The organism is Streptomyces sp. NPDC058195 (genome assembly GCF_042883525.1).
Taxonomy (GTDB): Bacteria; Actinomycetota; Actinomycetes; order Streptomycetales; family Streptomycetaceae; genus Streptomyces.
Genome location: NZ_JBHVVM010000002.1, coordinates 110,872 through 129,118, shown reverse-complemented (window position 1 = coordinate 129,118; position 18,247 = coordinate 110,872). Strand labels below are relative to the sequence as shown.

Sequence of the window (18,247 nt, the reverse complement as noted above, 5' to 3'; positions counted from 1 at the left end):
GCGGGAGGGGGCCGGTTCCGCCGCTTCGGGTCCGTGCGGGCCGCAATCGGTGACTTTGAGCCTTGCATTGGGCCCTGAGGCCCATGCCCCGAAGGGTGCCGGTGTGGTCGGATGCGTGGAGTGGCTGAACTCTGGCCTTACACCGGCAAGCTGGGGGACTCGTCGTGTCTGGCATGGGTGGAATCGCGGTCGCGGGCGGCGGCCCCGGAGCCGGTGGCGGCGTCGTCACGGGCGGGTACGGAGGCAGGCAGTCGCTGCCGCGCCCCCTTCAGGCGGTACTGATCCTCGTACGGCTGCTGTTCGCCGCCGCGGCCCTCGGCGGCATCGGTGTGCTGACGGTGGCGTCGTCGGTCGACGTGATCGACGGCCAGCTGCTCGGACTGCTGCTGTACGCGGCGCTGCCGAGCACGGTGGCCTTCGTGCTCTCGCTCTACGTACGGACCGGCGGGACCTGGGTACGGCGCGGGCTGCTGGCCGTGCACGTCTGGCTCGCCCTCGGCGCCCTGGCGAACATCGGGGACGGCGGTGCGCGCGGGGTCACCCAGCTGGTGATCCCGGTCGTGGTCGTCGTCCTGCTGTTCCGGCCGGGCGCCCGCGACTGGTTCGGCCTTCCCCTCGGGCAGCGCGCGCCGCACCGGCGGTTCAGCCTCGCGCGCATGATCCGGTGGCGGCGGGACGAGGGCCAGACCGCGATGGAGTACCTGGGCATGGTCCTGGTCGTCGTGGCCCTCATCGGCGGGCTCGTCGTCACGGGGATCGGCGCCCAGATCACCGGCGGGATGCAGGACGCGATCTGCCGCCTCACCGGGAGCGCCTGCCCGGCGCCCGGCAGCGGGAACGTGGAGGCGGGCCCCGCCAAGGGCTCCGGCGGCGCGGATTCGGCGGGGGGCGCGGACACCGCCGGGGGCGCGGACACGGCCGGAGGAACCAGCACCTCGGGCGCCGCGGGCAGCACGGGCGCCTCTGGCAACTCCAGCACCACGGGTGGCTCCGGCAACTCCAGCACCACGGGTGGCTCCGGGAGCTCCGGCGCCTCCGGGAACTCCAGCGCTTCCAGCGCTTCCGGCAACTCCGGCAGCACCGGTGGTGACGACGTCACCCAGGTCGACGACGGCGGCGACGACACCGACAGCTCCGGGGAACCGGACGGCGGCGACGACCAGGACGACAGCGGCGGCGACAACGGGGACGACGAGCCCGGCGAGAGCTGCACCTCCGGCGTCGGCGCCTTCTTCTCCTGTGCCGCGCACCAGACCGGCGGCTTCTTCGAGGGCCTGATCGGCGACGGCCTGTGGGGCGACATCACGGGCACCATCGACACGGTCTTGCACCCCATCAAGGCCTGGGACGGCCTGAAGGACTACGGCAAGAGCCTCGGCGACCAGTGGAGCGAGGACTCCAAGGGCGCCGGTGACAAGTGGGACAAGGGCGACTACCTCGGCGCGCTCTGGGACTGGACGAAGGCGTCCGGCAGCACCGGCCTGACGGTCCTCGACGACGTGTTCATCGGCGACGAGGTCCGGGACATGTGGAACCGGGGCGACGAGGGCCAGGCGATCGGCACCGGCCTGTGGAACATCGGCTCGCTGTTCATCCCGGGCTACGGCGAGGGCAAGCTCGTCGGCAAGCTCGGAAAGCTGGGCAAGCTCGGGAAACTCGGCAAGCTCGGCGAGTTCGTGGAGAAGGCCGGCGAGGCCGCGGGCAAGGCGAAGAAGGCCGCCAAGGCGGGGGACGTCGACGCCGCCGAGAAGGCCGCGAAGGAAGCGCAGCAGCACGCCGACGAAGCCGCCGAGAAGGCCGGGCTCAAGGGCTGCACCGTCGGCATCGGCGGCCGTCTCCGCGTTCCCTACGGTGTCCCGGAGGGTGCTGCGGACGAGGGCGGCCCCGCCGTCGGTGCGTCCGGCTCCGGCACCGCCGTACTGGCGGCGCCGCCCGGCTCCGTGCCCGTCGGCTTCCTCATGGGCGCGTGCGACGAGGTCGACCCGGAGAAGAAGGCCGCCGCCGACGAGGCCCAGAAGCAGGCCGACGAGGCGGCCAGGGCGGCCAAGGAGGCCAAGCGCAAGAAGTCCCTGGAAGCCGGCCAGAACGAACCGAAGCCGGCCTGGTACACGGACCTCAAGGACCCGACGACCGGGTCCAAGGACGGCGGCACCGGGAACTGGCAGGAGATCAAGCCCGGCGTCTGGAACTACCCGACCGAGATGGGCGCCCGCTACCAGGAACAGATCTCCAAGGTGGGCCGCGGCAAGGAGTACCGCGTCCCGCTGGACAAGCTCACCGGCAAGCCGGTCGACTTCGACGGCTGGGACGCCTCGCGGGGCACCTACCTGGAGGCGAAGTACGGGTACAAGAACCCCAAGTACTACAACGCCGACACCGGGACGCTCAACACCGACATCGCCAACCGCTGGGCCGACCAGGCGTCCCGGCAGGTCGACGCGGCCCGCGGCAAGCCGGTCGAGTGGCATCTGTCCGACCCGGACGTCGCCGAGGCGGCCCGGCAGATGTTCGAGGACCGGGGCATCCCGGTTAAGGTGATCAACACCCCGGGCGACGTGATCGGCTGAGCGCCGGACGGGGGTGGCGAACTGCGAACCGGGGCCCGAGTCCGAGGGAGAGCGTGTCGTGCTGAACGTCGTGGTGAACGGCCTCTGGGGCCCTCGCGGGGAATCCGTACCCGCCATCGCCGAGCGCTGGGCCGGCACGCTCACCGCGCTCGGGGAGATCGACGGGCCGACCTTCGGCCAGTGGCACGAAGCCGGTGACGACCTCCCGTCCGATCCCGTGCTGGAGCCCTCGGCCGCCGCGCTGGCGGAGTACATCGAGCGGAAGAACACGGGCCCCGACCTCGACGTGGCGGGCTACACGTCGTCGCTGTGGGCACGGAACCCCGGTACGGCGCACGTGTCCCTGGCGGTCCACGCGGGCAGCACCTCGCGGTACGCGGTGAACTCCGTCGCGCTCGCCTTCCGCTCGCGCGAGGTGGACGAGACCGCCCAGGTGATCCGCCGAGCCCCGGAGATCCTGCGGCTCCTCGCGGAGATCTGGGAGTTCGACACCGGACAGGTGTACGACCGGCCCCAGTACCGGGCGGTGGCCGAGCGGTTCGACCTGGCGAACAGCGACCCCAGGTGCGGCCGGGCGGTCTTCCTCTCCGCCGGGCGGGCCGCCCTCGCCCCCGGTTCCCTGCCCGGAACGTACGTCCGCACCGCGCACGGCGGTCTGGTCATCGACCTCACGTACGGCGGCACGAAGACCGCGGAGACCGCTGCGGTCATCGGGGCGAACGAGCGGCTGCGGGAGGCCGGGGCGCTGGAGAAGCTCCCGACGCCGTTCGACCGGGACCGCTTCTGACCGCCGGTCCCGGCCCCGTCCTTCGCGGACCGGGGCCGGAGACCGCGTACCGTCTCAGATCCAGCCCCGCATCGCCGCGAAACCGGCCAGCAGCCCCACCGCGAACGCCCCGAGCACCCCGGTGAACAGCGCGGGCATCAGCAGTGGACCCCACGCTCCCGGCCCGGCCACCGTGGCCCGCCGCGCCGGATCGGCCGGGTCGTAGCTGACCCGGACGGGCGCCCCGGCCTCGAAGCCGAACGGGCCCGGGGCGTGGTCGGTGAACTCGATGTCGCGCCCGTCGCCGGTACGGAAGGCGAAGACGTACTCGGTGGCGTAGCTGCGCTCCACGCCCGGCCCGCGGTCCACCGTGCGCCGCCCGGCGCACCGCCCCTCGGCGCGTTCGCCGTGGCGCAGCAGCCGCAGCACCCGGCTCAGCCGCAGGGCCGAACGCACCGCGAACGCGCCGAGGAACAGGCCGAACAGCAGCAGGAAGGTGGCTGTGCCGCCGGGCAGCATCTGCATGGACGAGCGCCCCCGATCCGCTACTTGACCGTGATCGAGTCGACGAAGGCGTCGAGGTCCTTCGTACTCAGCGTGCCCTTGACCGCGTTGATCCGCACCGCGAACGGCACCTTCTTCGAATCGACGCCCGCCACCACGACCCCGGTCATCCGGGTGCCCTGGGCCGGGGTCCGGTCCTCGCCGCTCGACGTGAACTCGTAGTCGATCCGGCGGGCGTCGCGGGCGCTCTCCGGACCCGTGAGCCGTACGTCCTCGGTGGCCTTGCGGGTGGCGCCGACCCCGATGCCGGCGCCCGCCGCGGCCGCGGCCTCGCCCGCGTCGTCCACACCGGTGGCGAAGTCGAGCTGCACCGAGACCATGCCGGTGCGCAGCCCGCTCTCCTCCTTCAGCGCGACGGCCGCGTTGCCCTTCGCCAGCTCGGCCTCGGGCTGCTCCTTGTACCCCTGGTCGCCGGGGTAGCCGACGGAGAGGCTCTTGGTGTCGAGCTTGTCCCAGCCCTCCGGGAGGGCGGCGGAGTCGCCGCCGCACCCGGTGAGCAGGACGAGGCCGATGGCGGCGGCAGCAGTCGCGCCGATCGCCCGGTGGATCTTCTGTGTCGTCGTCATCGCCCATCGCCTCTTCGTCGTGCCTGCGTGCCGGTCGCGGCCGGGGTGCTCCGCGTCCATCCTTCCGTACCGCTACTTCGCGCAGTAGCTGTACGGGAGATAGGAGCGCTTGTCGCCCTGCGGGGCCCCGAGGAACTGGGCGTCCGTCAGGGTCTCCTTCTTGTGCTCGTCGGAGATCGAGAACCCGAGGCTCATGCCGAGCGAGACCTCGAAGCCGAACTCCTGGGCGTCCGTCTGGCCGTTGTAGTTCATCGTGCTCGACAGGCCGTCCTGGTACATCAGCTGCTCGAACGGGTCGGTCCCGGCCGGCTTGTTCTCCATGGTGTGATCGCCGAAGAGGTACTCGAAGGGGGCGGTGTTGTTGCCGGAGCCGTCCAGCCACTGCTCGGCGACGGCCCGCTTGTCCTCGGTGGCCTGGTCGGTGTCCTTGCCGAAGACGATCGAGTTCGTCCTGACCTGGATGCCGGTCTCGCCGGAGGAGTCGGTGCCGCTGACCTTGCCGCCGCGCTTGTCGCCGTCCTTCTTGCCGTTGTCGCCGCTGACGTCGCCCTTGTCTGACGTCGAGGTGCCCTCGACGGTCTGGGTCATGTCGATGCGGACGATCTTCCCGGTCTTCTGGTCACGGGTGACGGTGACCGCCCCGGTCCGGCTGTCCTTCGCCCCCGCCGTGCCGCCCAGCGGGCCCGCCGTGCCGCTGACCTTGCCCTCCAGTTCGAGCTTGGCGGTGTACGTGTACGACTCGTTGCCGTTCACGTCGTCCTTGGTGATGGTCACCTCGGGCGAGAACTTCGCCTTGCCGCCGAGCTTCGCGCCGAGCTTGGAGTCGTCGCCCGCGCTGATGGAGAGTCCGCCGTCCGCGTAGGCGTTGAGGCCGATCGTCGAGTACGAGATCTTCTTGTCGCCGATCTTCTTCTCGACGTCCTTCTTCTTGTCGGCCCACTTCATGCCGGAGTACCAGCCACCGCCGTAGCCGCCGCTGTACTTGGTGGAGGTCTCCCACATCTTCATTTCCTCGATGTCGTCCCGCATCTTCTGAGCTTCTTCCTCGCTCTTGAAGACCCAGGTGTCACCGTTGGTGATCTTGATGCCGCCGCCGACGTCGACGTCCGCCTTGCCGAGCTTGCCGAGCTTGACGCCGGGGGTGGAGGCGTTGGCGCCGACCGATGCGGCGTCGGTGAACGTCATGTAGACGAGCTTGTCGTTCTCGTCGACCTTGCCGTCGCCGTTCACATCGGTGTTGGCCTGGCTGACCTTCTGCTGGAAGCCGTACTCGTTGCCCCACTCGAACCAGCCGATCTTCACCTTGCCGCCGACGGTGTCGGAGACGCTGGAGACCTGGCACATCTTGGGTTCGTAGTCGGCGTCCGTCTTCGGCTTCGCGGTGGTGTCGGTGCCGTTGCCGCCGCCGCTGGAGCAGCCGCCCCCGCCGCCGCCCATCGCGCTGATCGCACAGCGGATGCGTTCACCGATCTGCCCGCCGACCCCCGCCATCGACATGGCGCCGATCAGCGTGACCACCAGGACGACCACCCCGAGGTACTCCATGGCGGTGGCCCCGCCGTCCCGCCAGGAGTACGGCTGGTACGGGGCGGGCGCCTCCTCCTCGCGGTCCTCCAGCAGCCGGTCGACGGCCAGGCCCGCGGCAGCGCCGGTCACCACCGACACGACCGGCATCAAGGCGCCCTCGACGCCCACCAGGTGCCAGGACACGGCGAGTCCGTAGACCAGTGCGGCCACCGGCACGGCGAGCGCGGCGCTGAGCGACTTCACCCGGGAGTCGCGGTGCTCCTCGGGCAGCACCCGGGCGGAGGCCAGGACCGTGACCAGGGTCGTGATGACGTTGGGTACGTGCAGCAGCGCCAGCCGCCAGCCGAAGCTGGAGAGCCGTTCGTCCGAGGCCAGCAGCTCGACGAGCCCGCGCGAGACCAGATATCCGGCGGCGATGTAGACCAGCGCGCCGGCCGCCCAGCTACGGGTCAGCGCGAAGAACGCTCCGCTGCCCGCGCCGGAGCCACCGCCCCGGCTCCCGGGAGGTATATGGCCCCTGCCTCCACTTCCCCAGCCCCCGCCACCAGTCACGGCTCTTCCTCTCCGACGCCCGCTCGCCCTGCTTGCCCTGCGTGAGCCCGCGGTTCGGGATGCGGGCGTGGCCGTGAGCGTACGGGTGTACGAGCCGGGTGACCTGGGCCCTTGGCCCCAAAGTCGGGCCCAACGCGTGATGCCCCGCCCCGCCCGCGGGGTGCGGGAGGGGCGGGGCATCGGGGGAGCGGGCCCCGTCGGGGGTCAGTCCAGATCGTCCGCGAAGGTTCCGGCGCGCTCGGCGACCTCCGGGCGGCGGACCTTCAGGACGGCGAAACCGACGACTCCGACGACCAGCGCGCCGACGAACACGTACGGCAGCACGTTCAGCGGGAACTCCGGGACCGGCCACAGGTTGCGGTAGAAGACGTAGACCATCGCGGCGGCCCCGATCAGGCCGAGGAGCCAGGTGACCAGCAGCCCCCGTGCCCCGATCCGGCGCACGAACAGCGGGGCGGCCAGACAGACCAGGGTGTAGCTGAGCATGTAGCCGAAGACACCGATGGTGTCGATGTACGACGTCGCGTTCAGCGGTGCGGTCCCGGCGCCGACCACGAGCACCGCCGGAACGACGACGAACGGGGTGATGACCCAGATCGCGGCGGACGGGGTGCGGTGGCGCGGGTGGGCGCGGCCGAGCCGGGCGGGCATCACGCCCTCGTTCGCCATGCCGAACAGCAGCCGGGCGGCGACGGTGATGCAGGCCATCACCACGGCCACGAACGAGGCGGCGAACCCGGCGTGCAGGAAGAACTTCAGGAAGCCGAGCCCGGACATCTCCGCCAGCTCGTCCATCGGGTCGGAGCTCTTCCCCAGCGCGTCCGCCCCGCCGAACCCGGCGACCTGGGCGTACGTGGCGAACATGTAGAGCACCCCGGCCAGGATCGCGCTGCCCATCACCGAGCGGGGGATCGCCTTGTACGGGTCGGTGGCCTCGGCGCCCAGCGAGGCGGCGCCCTCGAAGCCGACGAAGCCGAGCACACCCAGCACCACGGCGAAGACGATGCCGTCGAGGGTGGAACCGCTCAGGCTCAGCTGGTCGGTGTCGATGATGTTGCCGCTCTTGAAGAACGCGGGCAGCAGCACGACCACGATCAGGACGATCGACACGACCTCCAGCACCGAGGCGACCCGCGCCGCCGTCCGCACACTGGCGATCGTCAGCCGCATCGCGACGGCGGCCAGCAGCACATCCAGCAGGATCTGCCCGGTGATCCCGGTGAAGATCCCGATGCCGATCTGGTCGAGGGCGCGCGCCGTGTAGTACCCGGCGCCTGCCAGCGAACCCGAACCGATGCACACCGCGCCGATCAGCAGCGCCCAGCCGGTCACGAAGGAGCCGGGCGCCCCGAGCGAGAGCCGGGAGAACGCGTACAGCGAACCGACCCCGGCCCGCCTGCGGGCGAAGACACAGATGCAGTACGCGATGGCCAGCACGGCGGCCATGGCCAGGAAGAACGAGAACCAGGCGCCGTTGCCCGCGGAGGCCGCCATGCTGGCGGGGGCGAAGGCGATGACGGCGCTGGGCGCCACGTTCGCGACGCTCTGCGCACCGACCTCGAAGGTGGAGACGGAGCGGTGGGCCAGGCCGTCGGACGGCGGGGCGGCGGTCTGCTTTCCGGCGGTGCTCATGTCCGGTCCTCCATCATCAGCAGCTGGCGCAGCGCGTGACCGGCGGCGAGGTCGGCCAGGGCGTCGCCCGCCTCGTGCAGCGGGCGCCGCGCCGAGATCATCGATTCCACGTCGAGCTCGCCCGACACCACCAGGTCCACCAGGGCGGGGATGTCGCGGGCGGCGTCCACCGAGCCGTAGTTGGAGCCGAGGATGCGCTGGTCGGCCTCGGCGAGCGCGAGCGGGTCGAAGCGGGCGGTGCGGCCGGTCGGCGGGAGGCCGACGATGACGGCGGCGCCGCCCTGGCCGAGCGCCGCGATGGACTGCTCGGTGGTCTCGATCTTGCCGATCGCGTCGAACACGTAGTCGAGACCCTCGGGGACCAGTGCGCGCAGCGCCTCGACGACATCGCCGTCACGGGCGTCGACCGCGTCCGTCGCGCCCAGCCTGCGGGCCAGCTCCAGCTTCTCCGGGACGACGTCGACGGCGACGATCCGGCCGGCCTTCGCCAGCCGTGCGCCCTGCACGCAGGACAGGCCCACGCCGCCGCAGCCGATGACGGCGACGGTCGCGCCCTCCTCGACGCCCGCGGTGTTGCGGACCGCGCCGACCCCGGTGGCGATGGCGCAGCCGACCAGGGCGATCACGTCGAGCGGCGCGTCCTCGCGGACCTTGATGGCGCCGGAGGCCGGAACCACGACCCGCTCGGCGAAGGAGGAGACACCCAGGTAGTGGTGGGCCCTCTCGCCGTCGACGGAGAGACGGCTGGTCCCGTCGTACAGCACGCCGCCGGGCGCCACGACCTCGGCGACCAGGCTGCACGCGGCGGGCCGCCCGGCCAGGCAGAAGCGGCACTCGCCGCAGGACGGCACCCAGGACAGCACCACGTGGTCGCCGACCGCCAGGCCGGTGACGCCCGCGCCGAGCGCGGTGACCACGCCGGAGCCCTCGTGGCCCAGCACGACCGGGACCGGGTGGTCCCACTCGCCGCGGATGACGTGCAGGTCGGAGTGGCAGACCCCGGCAGCCGTCACGGCGACCTCGACCTCGCCGGGGCCGGGCGGGGCCAGCGTGACATCGGCGACGGTCACCTCCTGGCCAGGGGAGCGGAAGACGACGCCGCGCACCGTGCGCGCGGTGCTCTCTTGGAAGGACGGGGAGCTCATGGGCCTACTCCTCGGGTGGTGCGGAACGGAACGGGGGAGGGGCGGCGCATACGGCCGTCGGGGCGGCACGGAGGTCCGCCAGGGCGTCTTGTTTAGCGCCATTAAACTTTCGTCAAGTTTTACAGCACTAAACTCGATGGGTAAAGACCCTTTGTGCAGCCTTGTGACCTGCTTCTCCCCCGCCACTGCCCGTGACCTCTCCGACAGGTAGCGTGTCCGCCATGTCCGAAGCCGCTGACACCCACATGTCCACGATCGGTCCGCGACTGCGCGAACTGCGCCAGTCGCAGCGGCTGACGCTGGCGCAGGTCGCCGAGGAGGCGGGTGTCACCAAGGGCTTCCTCAGCCTCGCCGAGCGCGGCAAGACCTCGGTCTCCGTCCCGACCCTGATCCGTATCTGCGAGGCCCTGGGCACCGGCATCGCCACGCTCTTCGACTATCCGGACCAGGACGTCGTCAAGGGCGGTATCGGCGCCCGGCTGGAGATGGGCGGGCACGGCATCGAGGAGTTCCTCCTCACCCCCGCCGAGGAACGGTACGTCCAGGTCATGCGGACGATCCTGCGGCCCGGCGGCGGCTCCGGCGGCGCGTACAGCCTGGAGGCCGAGACGGTCTTCGCGTACCTGGTACGCGGCGTACTGCGGCTCACCGTGGACGGCGAGCCCAGGCTCCTGGAGGCGGGCGACTCCACGACGTTCTCCGCGCGGGCCGCGCACGCCTGGGACAACCCCGGCGCGCAGGAGGCCGAGGTCCTCTGGTCGATCGCCCCGGCCCTCCCGCTCTCCCGCACGAAGCTCAGGCCGTAGCAGGGGCCCGGCGCGGGTCGTACGGAGGTGTCCGGCCGGTCACGTCCGGTCGGTCGCGGTCTGCTCGACCGTCACCACGGCCCCCGGCCGGATGCCCCACCCCTCCATCGTCCCGGCCTCCGACTCGATCACGTGCCGGGCCCGCAGCCGGGGCAGGCCCAGCCGTCCGGGCTTCATCGTGTGGACCGCCACCACCCGGAACTTCCGGTCCAGGTACGCCACATCGATGGTGAACCGCATCCGGAAGCTGTGCACGCTCCCGCACGGGGTGATCATCAGGGCGCCGTCGATCCCGTCCTGCCCGAGCAGACCGCGGCTGCGGGCCCGGTAGGAGGCCGCGATCCGCAGCGGTATCGCCTCACCCCGCCCGCCCTGTCCGTCGGTGACCGTCAACGTACCTCTGCCATTGCGCCATTGAGCCATGGCCAAGAAGGTAGCGCCAGGTGACGGCCGCTGGGTCCGGAACCGTACGCGGTGGGCCCCAGGACCCATGACCCGCGCCCGGCCCCCCGCCTAGGGTCGCCCTGTGGACGCCATGCTGACAGTGCTCGCCGCACTCTGGGGCGCGGTCGCCGGACTGCTGGTCCCGCGTGCCGCCTACCGGTTCTCCGTGGAACCGGAGGAACCCTGGCGTGACGCCTGCCCGGCGGGCCACGCGCTGACCGGCGCCGCCCGCGGCTGGCTCGGCTCCACCCGCTGCGCGGCCTGCGCCACGGCCCCGGCCGTCCCCGTCCCCGGCCCCGCCGATAGCCCTGCGGACGGCCCCGCCGAGGCCTCCGGCGGACAGCCGGACGCGGGCTCCGCCGAACAGCCCGCCGGGCCGGCCGCCCGTCCCGGCGCCACGCGCCACCCCGCGCGGTACGCCCCCGGCGTCCTGGTCCCCGTCGTCACCGCGGTGTCCTGCGCGGCCCTCGCGGCAGCCACCGGAACCCGCCCGGAACTGGCCGCCTGGCTGCTGCTGGCCCCCGTCGCCGTACTCCTGGCGGCCATCGACCGCCGCGTCCACCGGCTGCCCGACCGGCTGACCCTGCCCGCGGCCGGGGCCGCCGCCGTGCTCCTCGGCCTCGCGGCGCTCCTCCCCGAACACGCGGGCTCCTGGCTCTCCGCGCTGCTCGGCGGCGCCGCCCTCGGCGGCTTCTACTTCCTGCTCTTCGTGATCAACCCGAACGGCATGGGCTTCGGCGACGTCAAACTCGCCCTGTCCCTGGGCATGGTCCTCGGCTGGTACGGCTGGGCCATGGTCTTCGCCGGGGGCTTCGCCGGATTCCTGCTCGGCGCGGCGTACGGGTTCGGGCTGATGGTCCTGAGGCGGGCCGGACGCAAGACCGGCATTCCGTTCGGCCCCTTCATGATCACGGGCGCGCTGCTGGGCATCCTGCTCGGCGCCCTGGCCGCCTGACCGCGAGCCGCGCCGCGCACGAGCCGTGCCGCGCACGAGCCGTGCCGCGCACGAGCCGTGCCGCGCACGAGCCGTGCCGCGTATGGGTCGTGCCGCGTATGAGCCGTGCCGCGTGCGAGTCGCGCCACATATGAGTCGCGCCGCCCGGCGCCCCGCTGACACCATTCCCGTATGGCCGCAGCACCCGAAACAGAACGCGCACGGTTCGAGGCACTCGTCGCGGAGGCCGCCGCCGCCCCCGTCGACGGCTGGGACTTCTCCTGGCTCGACGGCCGGGCCACCGAGCAGCGCCCCTCCTGGGGGTACGCCCGCGCCATGGCGGAGCGCATGGGCCGGGCCACGGCCGCGCTCGACGTCCAGACCGGCGGAGGCGAGGTGCTCGCCTCCGTACCGAAGCTCCCGCCCCTCACCGTCGCCACCGAGTCCTGGCCGCCGAACGTCGCCCGCGCCACCGCGCTGCTGCACCCGCGCGGAGCGGCCGTGGTCGCCGATCCGGACGAACCCCCGCTGCCCTTCGGCGACCACGCCTTCGACCTGGTGGTCAGCCGCCATCCGGTGACCACCTGGTGGGCGGAGATCGCCCGGGTGCTCACCCCCGGCGGTACCTACTTCTCCCAACAGGTCGGCCCGGCCAGCGTCTTCGAGCTCGTCGAGTACTTCCTCGGACCGCAGCCCCCCGAGGTGCGCGGCGCCCGCGACCCCGAACAGGCCCGCGCGGCGGCCCGGACGGCCGGGCTGGAGGTCGTCGGCCTGCGTGCCGAGCGGCTGCGTACCGAGTTCTTCGACATCGGCGCCGTCGTCTACTTCCTGCGCAAGGTGATCTGGATGGTGCCGGGCTTCACCGTCGAGGAGTACCGGCCCCGGCTCGCCGAACTGCACCATCTGATCGAGACCCGGGGGCCGTTCACCGCCCACACCACCCGGTTCCTGATCGAGGCGCGCAAACCGGCGGACCCGGCGCGGGGGGCCGGAGGGTGCGACCCTGGACGGTGAGCGCCTGGGGGAGGGAGTCGGCCATGAGGGCGGACAACGAGGAGGGCCTGCCGCGGGTTCCGCGGCAGCGGAGGGCCGACTGGCTCAGCGGCGCGCGGATCGTCGGGGTGCTCGGTGTCTTCTACCGTCCCGAGGGGCTGCTGGCGGAGCCGGAGGCCGCCGAGTTCCTGCTCGCGGACGGCCAGTCGCTGCTGCTGACCTGTGCCTCGGACGGGAGCCTGCGGGTCGGGCCGGGCGCCTGGCCGCGGCTGCCCGACTGGTGCGTACCGTCGGGGCAGTGGGAGTTCGCCGCTCCGGCGGGCCTGCCGGGGCCGCCCGACGGCGGCTGGACCGTCCTGCGCACCGAGGAGCGCGGCGACACCAACGGCCAGGTGCGCGAGGCCGTCATCCGCTGCGAGGGCGGCAGCTTCGTGGTCGGCGGCGGGGACACCGTGGCGATCCGCTTCACCCGCGGCCACCGAGGCGCCCCGTCCCCCACCTGAGCCCCCGGACGGCGTGCGGAGCCCTTCGGGCCGCGTCCACGGCGGCCACGAACCGGCTGGCGCCGCTGGTGAGGCGAGGGCACGCACGCGCCCGCGCCGTTCGGCGCGGTCGCGCCGGCGTACGGGCCGTCCGCCAGAGGCCCGGGGCCCAGGCCGCGTCCCCGGCAGGCCCGTCGGGCAGCGGGGCGTCGGCGATCAGGCCGGTCTCCGTGGTCCGCCTGAGGGCGACGTGCCCGCGGACGGTGCCCGCTCCTCTCGTCCGGCGCGTACCTCAGGGCTCAACAGCCGTACCAGCGCGGCGCGTTGTCTTTCCCCCAACGGCGGTGGAACGTAGGTACGTTGTCCGGACGCGAAGGGAGCAGCGCCATGGCCGCGGAGTTGCGGGGTGACGTTCTGGGGGCCTCGCAGGTGCGGATGTACTCCCTCGGCGGAGACGTGGCCGGTGCCGGATTCCTGGTCGCCGCAGACCTGGTGTGCACCTGCGCGCACGTCGTCGAAGAGGCCCTCGGTCTCCCGGCGTCCGTGGACGAGGCCCCCCGCGGGCCGGTGAACCTCGACTTCCCGCTCCTGTCCGCCCGTCCCTCCGCGCGGGCGAGCGTGGTCTCCTGGCGCCACGGGGGAGCCGATGTCGCGCTGCTGCGGCTGGACCGGCCCGTCGAGGGCGCGAGGCCGGTGAGGCTCGTCGACGGGACCGCGGTCTGGGGACACCCGTTCCGTGCGTTCGGACACCCGAACGGCGCGGATCACGGCGTCTGGGTGCGGGGCACCCTGCGCGCCCGCTCCGGGGCGGGCCTCCTGCAGATGGAGGCGCACCTGCCCGGCCCTCGTGTCACGGAAGGGTTCAGCGGTTCTCCGGTGTGGGACGACACCCAGGGCGGGGTCGTCGGCATGACCGTGGCCGCGCACCGGGGGGAGAGCACCGCCTATCTGCTGCCGTCGGCCGGTCTGATCGACGAGCGCACCGTCGCGGCGCGTTGCCCGTTCCAGGGGCTGGAGCCCTTCACCGAGGAACAGGCCCGGTTCTTCCACGGCCGTGACGCGGACACCGACCGGGTGATGGAGGCCCTCGACCAGAGGCCGGTGGTCCTGGTGGTGGGCCCGTCAGGATGCGGGAAGTCCTCCCTGGTGGGGGCCGGGGTGCTGCCCCGGCTGCGGGAGCAGGGGGTCGGCGTGTGCGAAGCGCGTCCGGTCCCGGGCACCCGGGCGGCCTCCGTTCTCGCCCACGTACTGACCGATGTCCTGGAACCGGGGCTCGGCGAGATCGAACACCTCGTCAGGACCGAGGAGCTGGCCTGGCTCCTCGCCGACGGCCCGGATGTCCTCGCGGCGCTGCGGGAGCGGATCCTGGCCCGTGGTCCGAGCGCCGGGCACGTGCTCTTCGTGGACCAGCTAGAGGAGTACGCGCGCGCCGTGCCCGCCGAGGCGTGCGAGCTGTTCCGCATGCTGTCCGTCCTCGCCGGCCGGCGAGGCGCGGCAGCCCTGCGGGTCGTCGCCACCGCGCGCCCTGACTCCCTGGACGCCCTGGTGACGTCCGGCACGTCCGACGCCGTCAGTGATGCCGTGCGGTTCCTCGCACCGCTGAGCGACGACGACCTGAAGCGCGCGGTGACCGCGCCCGTCGACGCCGTGCCGGGGCTGTGGTTCGAGCCGGGACTGCCCGGGAGGATCGTCGAGGACGCGGGCGGCGAGCCGGGGCGGATGCCACTGGTCCAGTTCGCCCTGACCGAGCTGTGGCACCAGCGCAGCGGCTCGATGCTCACCCATGCCGCGTACGACGCGTTCGGGGGCATCGCGGGGGCCCTGGCCGGACACGCGGACGGTGTCCACCGCAAGCTGACGCGCACACAGCAGGAGCTCGCGCCCCGGCTGTTCGCACAGCTGGCCCGGCCGGGTGACGGCGACACCTTCGTCCGCAGGCCCGCCCGCACCGCCGGTCTCGCTCCGGAACTCCTCGAACTCGTCCGTGAGCTGGCCGGGTCCTCGCGCAGACTCCTCGTCCTCTCGCACGCCCCGGGGGAATCCGGGCAGGAGGAGATCGTCGACCTGGCGCACGAGGCACTGATCGGACTCTGGCCGCTCCTTCGCACCTGGCTGGTGGAGTCCCGGGACTTCCGTGCCTGGCAGGAACAGCTGCGCGCCGATGTGGGCCGGTGGCAGGCGCAGAAGAGCGATCCCGCGCGTCTGCTCAGCGGCTCGGACCTGGCCGAGGCGGACCTCAGGCTCGACGGGCACAGCCAGGACGTCTCCGCGCAGGAGCGCGCCTTCATCGAGCTGAGCCACCGCCACTCCCGGCGCAGGATCCTCGTACGCAGGGGCGCCGCGGGGGTGCTCGCCGTACTCACGGCGCTCTCCATCGTCCTGGCGGTCTCCACCTGGCGTGGCCTGCGGAGTGCCGAACAGCAGCTCCGCTCCCAGGCCGCGGGCCTCCTCGCCCAGGCATCCGAGGCGCGTCCGCCGGACGATCCCGCCACGGCCCTGCAACTCGCGCTGGCCGCCTACAACGCCCGGCCGACCGCCACGACCCGCCAGGTCCTGCTGACCCAGTACGTCCGCGGACAGCACCTGCTGGCCAGCCACCCGTCGGTCTGGGAGGGGCGCGCCACGGACATGGCGGCCACCCCGGACGGCCGCGTGCTGGTGGTCACCTCGACGCGCAGCAGCGACAACCCCCGGTTCACCGTGGTCACCGACGCCCTGAGCGGCACGCCGCGCACCCGGGAGCTGAGCGGCGTGCCCAAGGGACTGGTCCAGGTGCGGGCCCTGAGCCCCGACGGCCGCTTCTTCGCCGCGATGGGCTCCCGGGACGTCGTGCTCCTGTGGCGGCTGGACGGTTCCCTCCGCCCCGAGCCGCTGTCCGTGGTCCATCCGTCGGCCGGAACGGTGAACGGCACTCTGGACTTCAGCAGCGACAGCAAGCGGCTCCTGCTGACCGTGAAGCCCTCGTCCCGCTGCTCCCCCCTCCCCAAGTGCCCACCCGCGTTCGCCGAGGCATGGGAGACCGGATCGGGTGCTCGCATCCGCGTACCCGACGGGCTCGTCCCCGAGAGAGGGGCGCAGGAGGCGGCGTTCACCTCCGACGCGGATTCCGTCGTGACCATCAGCCACACCCCGGGCGCGGAGAACCAGCGGATCGAGATCAGGGACCTGCGCACCGCCCGGCTGCGGCACACCGCCCTCCTCAAGGACAACCTGGTCTCAGGCGCCAGGCTGGCGGCCGGTGGTGAGCTCCTCATCCGCCGGGCCGGTGACGACGCGTACTCACAGCCCCTCGGGACCGCTCCCGGCCGTCGCTCCGGACTGCTCGCCGTCGGCTGGGGCATGGACAGCACCCAGCGTTTCCACCCGTCGCCGGACGATTCGTCGAGCGGCACCGACGCAGGACTCTACGACGAGAAGATCCTGACCGACCTCGCCACCGGGCAGACCCGCATCGCCCGCATCCCCAGCGCCCGCGACACGGACCTCTCCAGCGCGGGCCTCGCGGTGGTACCCCGCGACGACGGCGAGGCGGTGGTCCTGGCGCCACTGGGCACCGCGCTCCTGATCGTGCGCGCCGAGCGGTACGACCGCGGGCGGTTCCCCGCCACGGACGGCGACACGGCCTCCAGCGTGTCGCCGGACGGGCGCTTCATGGCCACCGCCGACAGGAGCAGCCTGCGCGTCTTCGACTCGTCCGGCGCCCCACGGCAGTCCGTGCCGCTTCCGTTCCTCGGTGACGCGCCGTCCTGGACGCTGGCCTGGACCGCGGATTCACGACGGGTCGTGGTGTGGAGCAGGGAGGGCAACCTGCTCGCCGCGTACCCGGCGGGGAGCCTGAAGGACAAGGTGCCCCTTGACGGTGCGCTGCCCGGGGCGAAGGCGGCGGCGAAGGCGCAGGGGAGCCAGGGAGGCGAGGTGGAGGATGTCGCCGCCCTGGGCGGCAGCGAGATCGCCCTGCTGACGGTCGACGGGCGCCTCGCCCGGATCGACGCCGCCAACGGGGCCCTCCTGACACGGCCGGTCGCCGCCCACCCCGATCCGGACCGGTCCGGCATCGGCACCATCGACGACATCTTCACCCGGGGACGGCTGGTCCCCCGTCCGCACCACCCCGGTCAGGTCGTGGCGGTGACCCGGCGTGGTGCCGCGTTCGGCGACATCCTGCTGTGGGACCTTCGCACGCCCCGGCACATCAGGACCCTGACGGGGCTCCCGGTCGCGGCGCCGTTCTTCACCAGCGACGAGCCGTCGACCGGTCCTCTCGCCTTCGACGAGCGCGGTTCCCGTCTGGCCGTCCAGACCAGCAGCAGGAAGATCCGGGTGTGGGATGTCGACCGGCACAGGCAGCTGCCCGGCAGCGCGTCCAGCTCCGTGGACGGGTACCTGGTCGGCATCGGCGACGGGGACCGGGTCCTCACCTACAGCAAGGGCCGGGTGACGGTCCATGAACTGGCCGACGCGGGCAACTCCACCACCCTGAACGTCCCCGACGGGGCGGCGGCCTCCGTGCGGAGCAGCCGCCTGACGGTGCTCCTCGGCGGGGTGAAGCAGTCCTTCACCCTGCGGCGCAGGACCTTCGACCTGCGTCCCGAAGCCCAGTTCCGGGCCCTGTGCAAGGTCGCCGACCGCGACTACACCTCCGCCGAGCGCGAACTGCTGCCGGACGGAACCCCGGCACAGCCCCCCTGCACCTGACCTGGAGGCACCAGAGGATCCCGCGGCGGAGACGGGCAACTCCACCATCTGGCCGCGCTGCCTCCCACAGAATGATCCGCATGAACGATTCACAGGATTTCGCTCTCTCGGACGGAACCACGGTCCACTTCCTGATCCAGCCCGCGGAGCGTTCCGTCTCCGACGCGGAGCAGGCACCGGACGGCATAGGCCCGCTCGTTCCGGTCTCCCGGCGCCGCCGGGCGGCCGCCGTTGCCGCCGACGCGCTGCGGACGACGCTGCAACCCCTCGGCGCACTGGTCCAGGACGTGCACGACGCGGTCACCACCGGGGCGACCCCGCCCGCCGAAGTGTCCGTCAGCTTCGGCGTTCAGCTCGGGCACGATCTCAAGATCGGCATTGTCAGTGGCAGCGGACAGGCGCATCTGACGGTCACCGCCACCTGGTATCCGGAGCAGACCCAGGCATCCGGGTCCTGACGGCACCGGAGGACATCCTCCACCGCCCCGTCCGCACGGACGGGCGTACCGGCGGCGATCCCGGTCAGGGCCCCTGACCGGGGCAACGGCATTGTCCGTCAGCCCGTCAGCCCGTC

14 protein-coding genes are annotated in these 18,247 nt (G+C 72.6%); 8 read left to right on the top strand and 6 right to left on the bottom strand.

The window, feature by feature from the left end; translation table 11 throughout:
- Positions 1-173: 173 nt before the first annotated feature.
- Together ACFVWY_RS02720 and ACFVWY_RS02715 are read left to right on the top strand one after the other, a co-directional pair.
- Positions 174-2,567 (top strand): Tox-REase-5 domain-containing protein, encoded by a 2,394-nt coding sequence (locus ACFVWY_RS02720; protein WP_389867085.1) that lies wholly within the window; start codon positions 174-176, stop codon positions 2,565-2,567.
- A 58-nt stretch (positions 2,568-2,625) separates the two neighbouring features.
- A complete protein-coding gene (locus tag ACFVWY_RS02715) occupies positions 2,626-3,354 on the top strand; it encodes an Imm52 family immunity protein (protein ID WP_389866593.1) in 729 nt (242 codons plus the stop codon).
- 54 nt (positions 3,355-3,408) lie between these two features.
- Here ACFVWY_RS02715 and ACFVWY_RS02710 read toward each other — a convergent pair whose 3' ends face one another.
- The 5 genes from ACFVWY_RS02710 to ACFVWY_RS02690 form a co-directional block, all read right to left on the bottom strand.
- Positions 3,409-3,858, bottom strand: coding sequence for a DUF3592 domain-containing protein (locus ACFVWY_RS02710; RefSeq protein ID WP_389866590.1), 450 nt, complete (start codon positions 3,856-3,858; stop codon positions 3,409-3,411).
- 20 nt (positions 3,859-3,878) lie between these two features.
- Positions 3,879-4,463, bottom strand: a complete 585-nt coding sequence (locus tag ACFVWY_RS02705) for a hypothetical protein (RefSeq protein WP_389866589.1) — start codon at positions 4,461-4,463, stop codon at positions 3,879-3,881.
- Positions 4,464-4,535: 72 nt separating this feature from the next.
- On the bottom strand, positions 4,536-6,542 hold the full coding sequence (locus ACFVWY_RS02700; protein WP_389866586.1) for a hypothetical protein: 2,007 nt from the start codon (positions 6,540-6,542) through the stop codon (positions 4,536-4,538).
- Between the two features lie 204 nt (positions 6,543-6,746).
- On the bottom strand, positions 6,747-8,174 hold the full coding sequence (locus ACFVWY_RS02695; RefSeq protein ID WP_389866584.1) for an APC family permease: 1,428 nt from the start codon (positions 8,172-8,174) through the stop codon (positions 6,747-6,749).
- The gene (locus ACFVWY_RS02690) at positions 8,171-9,319 is read right to left on the bottom strand and encodes a zinc-binding dehydrogenase (protein ID WP_389866581.1); all 1,149 of its coding nucleotides are present in this window, start codon (positions 9,317-9,319) and stop codon (positions 8,171-8,173) included. The genes ACFVWY_RS02695 and ACFVWY_RS02690 overlap by 4 nt, the downstream gene beginning before the upstream one ends.
- A gap of 221 nt (positions 9,320-9,540) precedes the next feature.
- Here ACFVWY_RS02690 and ACFVWY_RS02685 point away from each other — a divergent pair, with 221 nt between their 5' ends.
- The gene (locus ACFVWY_RS02685) at positions 9,541-10,125 is read left to right on the top strand and encodes a helix-turn-helix domain-containing protein (RefSeq protein ID WP_389866580.1); all 585 of its coding nucleotides are present in this window, start codon (positions 9,541-9,543) and stop codon (positions 10,123-10,125) included.
- Positions 10,126-10,164: 39 nt separating this feature from the next.
- On the opposite strand, the gene ACFVWY_RS02680 is transcribed toward ACFVWY_RS02685, so the two are convergent.
- Positions 10,165-10,548, bottom strand: coding sequence for a DUF192 domain-containing protein (locus ACFVWY_RS02680; RefSeq protein ID WP_389866577.1), 384 nt, complete (start codon positions 10,546-10,548; stop codon positions 10,165-10,167).
- A 103-nt stretch (positions 10,549-10,651) separates the two neighbouring features.
- On the opposite strand from ACFVWY_RS02680, the gene ACFVWY_RS02675 reads away from it, so the two are divergent.
- The 5 genes from ACFVWY_RS02675 (at position 10,652) to ACFVWY_RS02655 (ending at position 18,131) form a co-directional block, all read left to right on the top strand.
- Positions 10,652-11,524: a prepilin peptidase gene (locus ACFVWY_RS02675; RefSeq protein WP_389866575.1), complete on the top strand. Its 873-nt coding sequence runs from the start codon at positions 10,652-10,654 to the stop codon at positions 11,522-11,524.
- Positions 11,525-11,695: 171 nt separating this feature from the next.
- A complete protein-coding gene (locus ACFVWY_RS02670) occupies positions 11,696-12,517 on the top strand; it encodes a class I SAM-dependent methyltransferase (protein WP_389866573.1) in 822 nt (273 codons plus the stop codon).
- A gap of 23 nt (positions 12,518-12,540) precedes the next feature.
- Complete coding sequence (locus tag ACFVWY_RS02665; RefSeq protein ID WP_389866571.1) at positions 12,541-12,999, top strand: hypothetical protein; 459 nt, start codon at positions 12,541-12,543, stop codon at positions 12,997-12,999.
- Positions 13,000-13,365: 366 nt separating this feature from the next.
- Positions 13,366-17,673 carry a trypsin-like peptidase domain-containing protein gene (locus ACFVWY_RS02660; protein WP_389866568.1) on the top strand — a complete coding sequence of 1,436 codons (4,308 nt, stop codon included), beginning with the start codon at positions 13,366-13,368 and terminating at the stop codon, positions 17,671-17,673.
- 80 nt (positions 17,674-17,753) lie between these two features.
- A complete protein-coding gene (locus ACFVWY_RS02655; protein WP_389866566.1) occupies positions 17,754-18,131 on the top strand; it encodes a CU044_2847 family protein in 378 nt (125 codons plus the stop codon).
- Positions 18,132-18,247: the final 116 nt, after the last annotated feature.

Bases quoted from the DNA above. Each gene is read 5' to 3' on its own strand.
- ACFVWY_RS02720 (WP_389867085.1), top strand. From the start codon at position 174: ATGGGTGGAATCGCGGTCGCGGGCGGCGGCCCCGGAGCCGGTGGCGGC.
- ACFVWY_RS02710 (WP_389866590.1), bottom strand. From the start codon at position 3,858: ATGCAGATGCTGCCCGGCGGCACAGCCACCTTCCTGCTGCTGTTCGGC.
- ACFVWY_RS02705 (WP_389866589.1), bottom strand. From the start codon at position 4,463: ATGACGACGACACAGAAGATCCACCGGGCGATCGGCGCGACTGCTGCC.
- ACFVWY_RS02695 (WP_389866584.1), bottom strand. From the start codon at position 8,174: ATGAGCACCGCCGGAAAGCAGACCGCCGCCCCGCCGTCCGACGGCCTG.
- ACFVWY_RS02690 (WP_389866581.1), bottom strand. From the start codon at position 9,319: ATGAGCTCCCCGTCCTTCCAAGAGAGCACCGCGCGCACGGTGCGCGGC.
- ACFVWY_RS02685 (WP_389866580.1), top strand. From the start codon at position 9,541: ATGTCCGAAGCCGCTGACACCCACATGTCCACGATCGGTCCGCGACTG.
- ACFVWY_RS02680 (WP_389866577.1), bottom strand. From the start codon at position 10,548: ATGGCTCAATGGCGCAATGGCAGAGGTACGTTGACGGTCACCGACGGA.
- ACFVWY_RS02670 (WP_389866573.1), top strand. From the start codon at position 11,696: ATGGCCGCAGCACCCGAAACAGAACGCGCACGGTTCGAGGCACTCGTC.
- ACFVWY_RS02665 (WP_389866571.1), top strand. From the start codon at position 12,541: ATGAGGGCGGACAACGAGGAGGGCCTGCCGCGGGTTCCGCGGCAGCGG.
- ACFVWY_RS02660 (WP_389866568.1), top strand. From the start codon at position 13,366: ATGGCCGCGGAGTTGCGGGGTGACGTTCTGGGGGCCTCGCAGGTGCGG.
- ACFVWY_RS02655 (WP_389866566.1), top strand. From the start codon at position 17,754: ATGAACGATTCACAGGATTTCGCTCTCTCGGACGGAACCACGGTCCAC.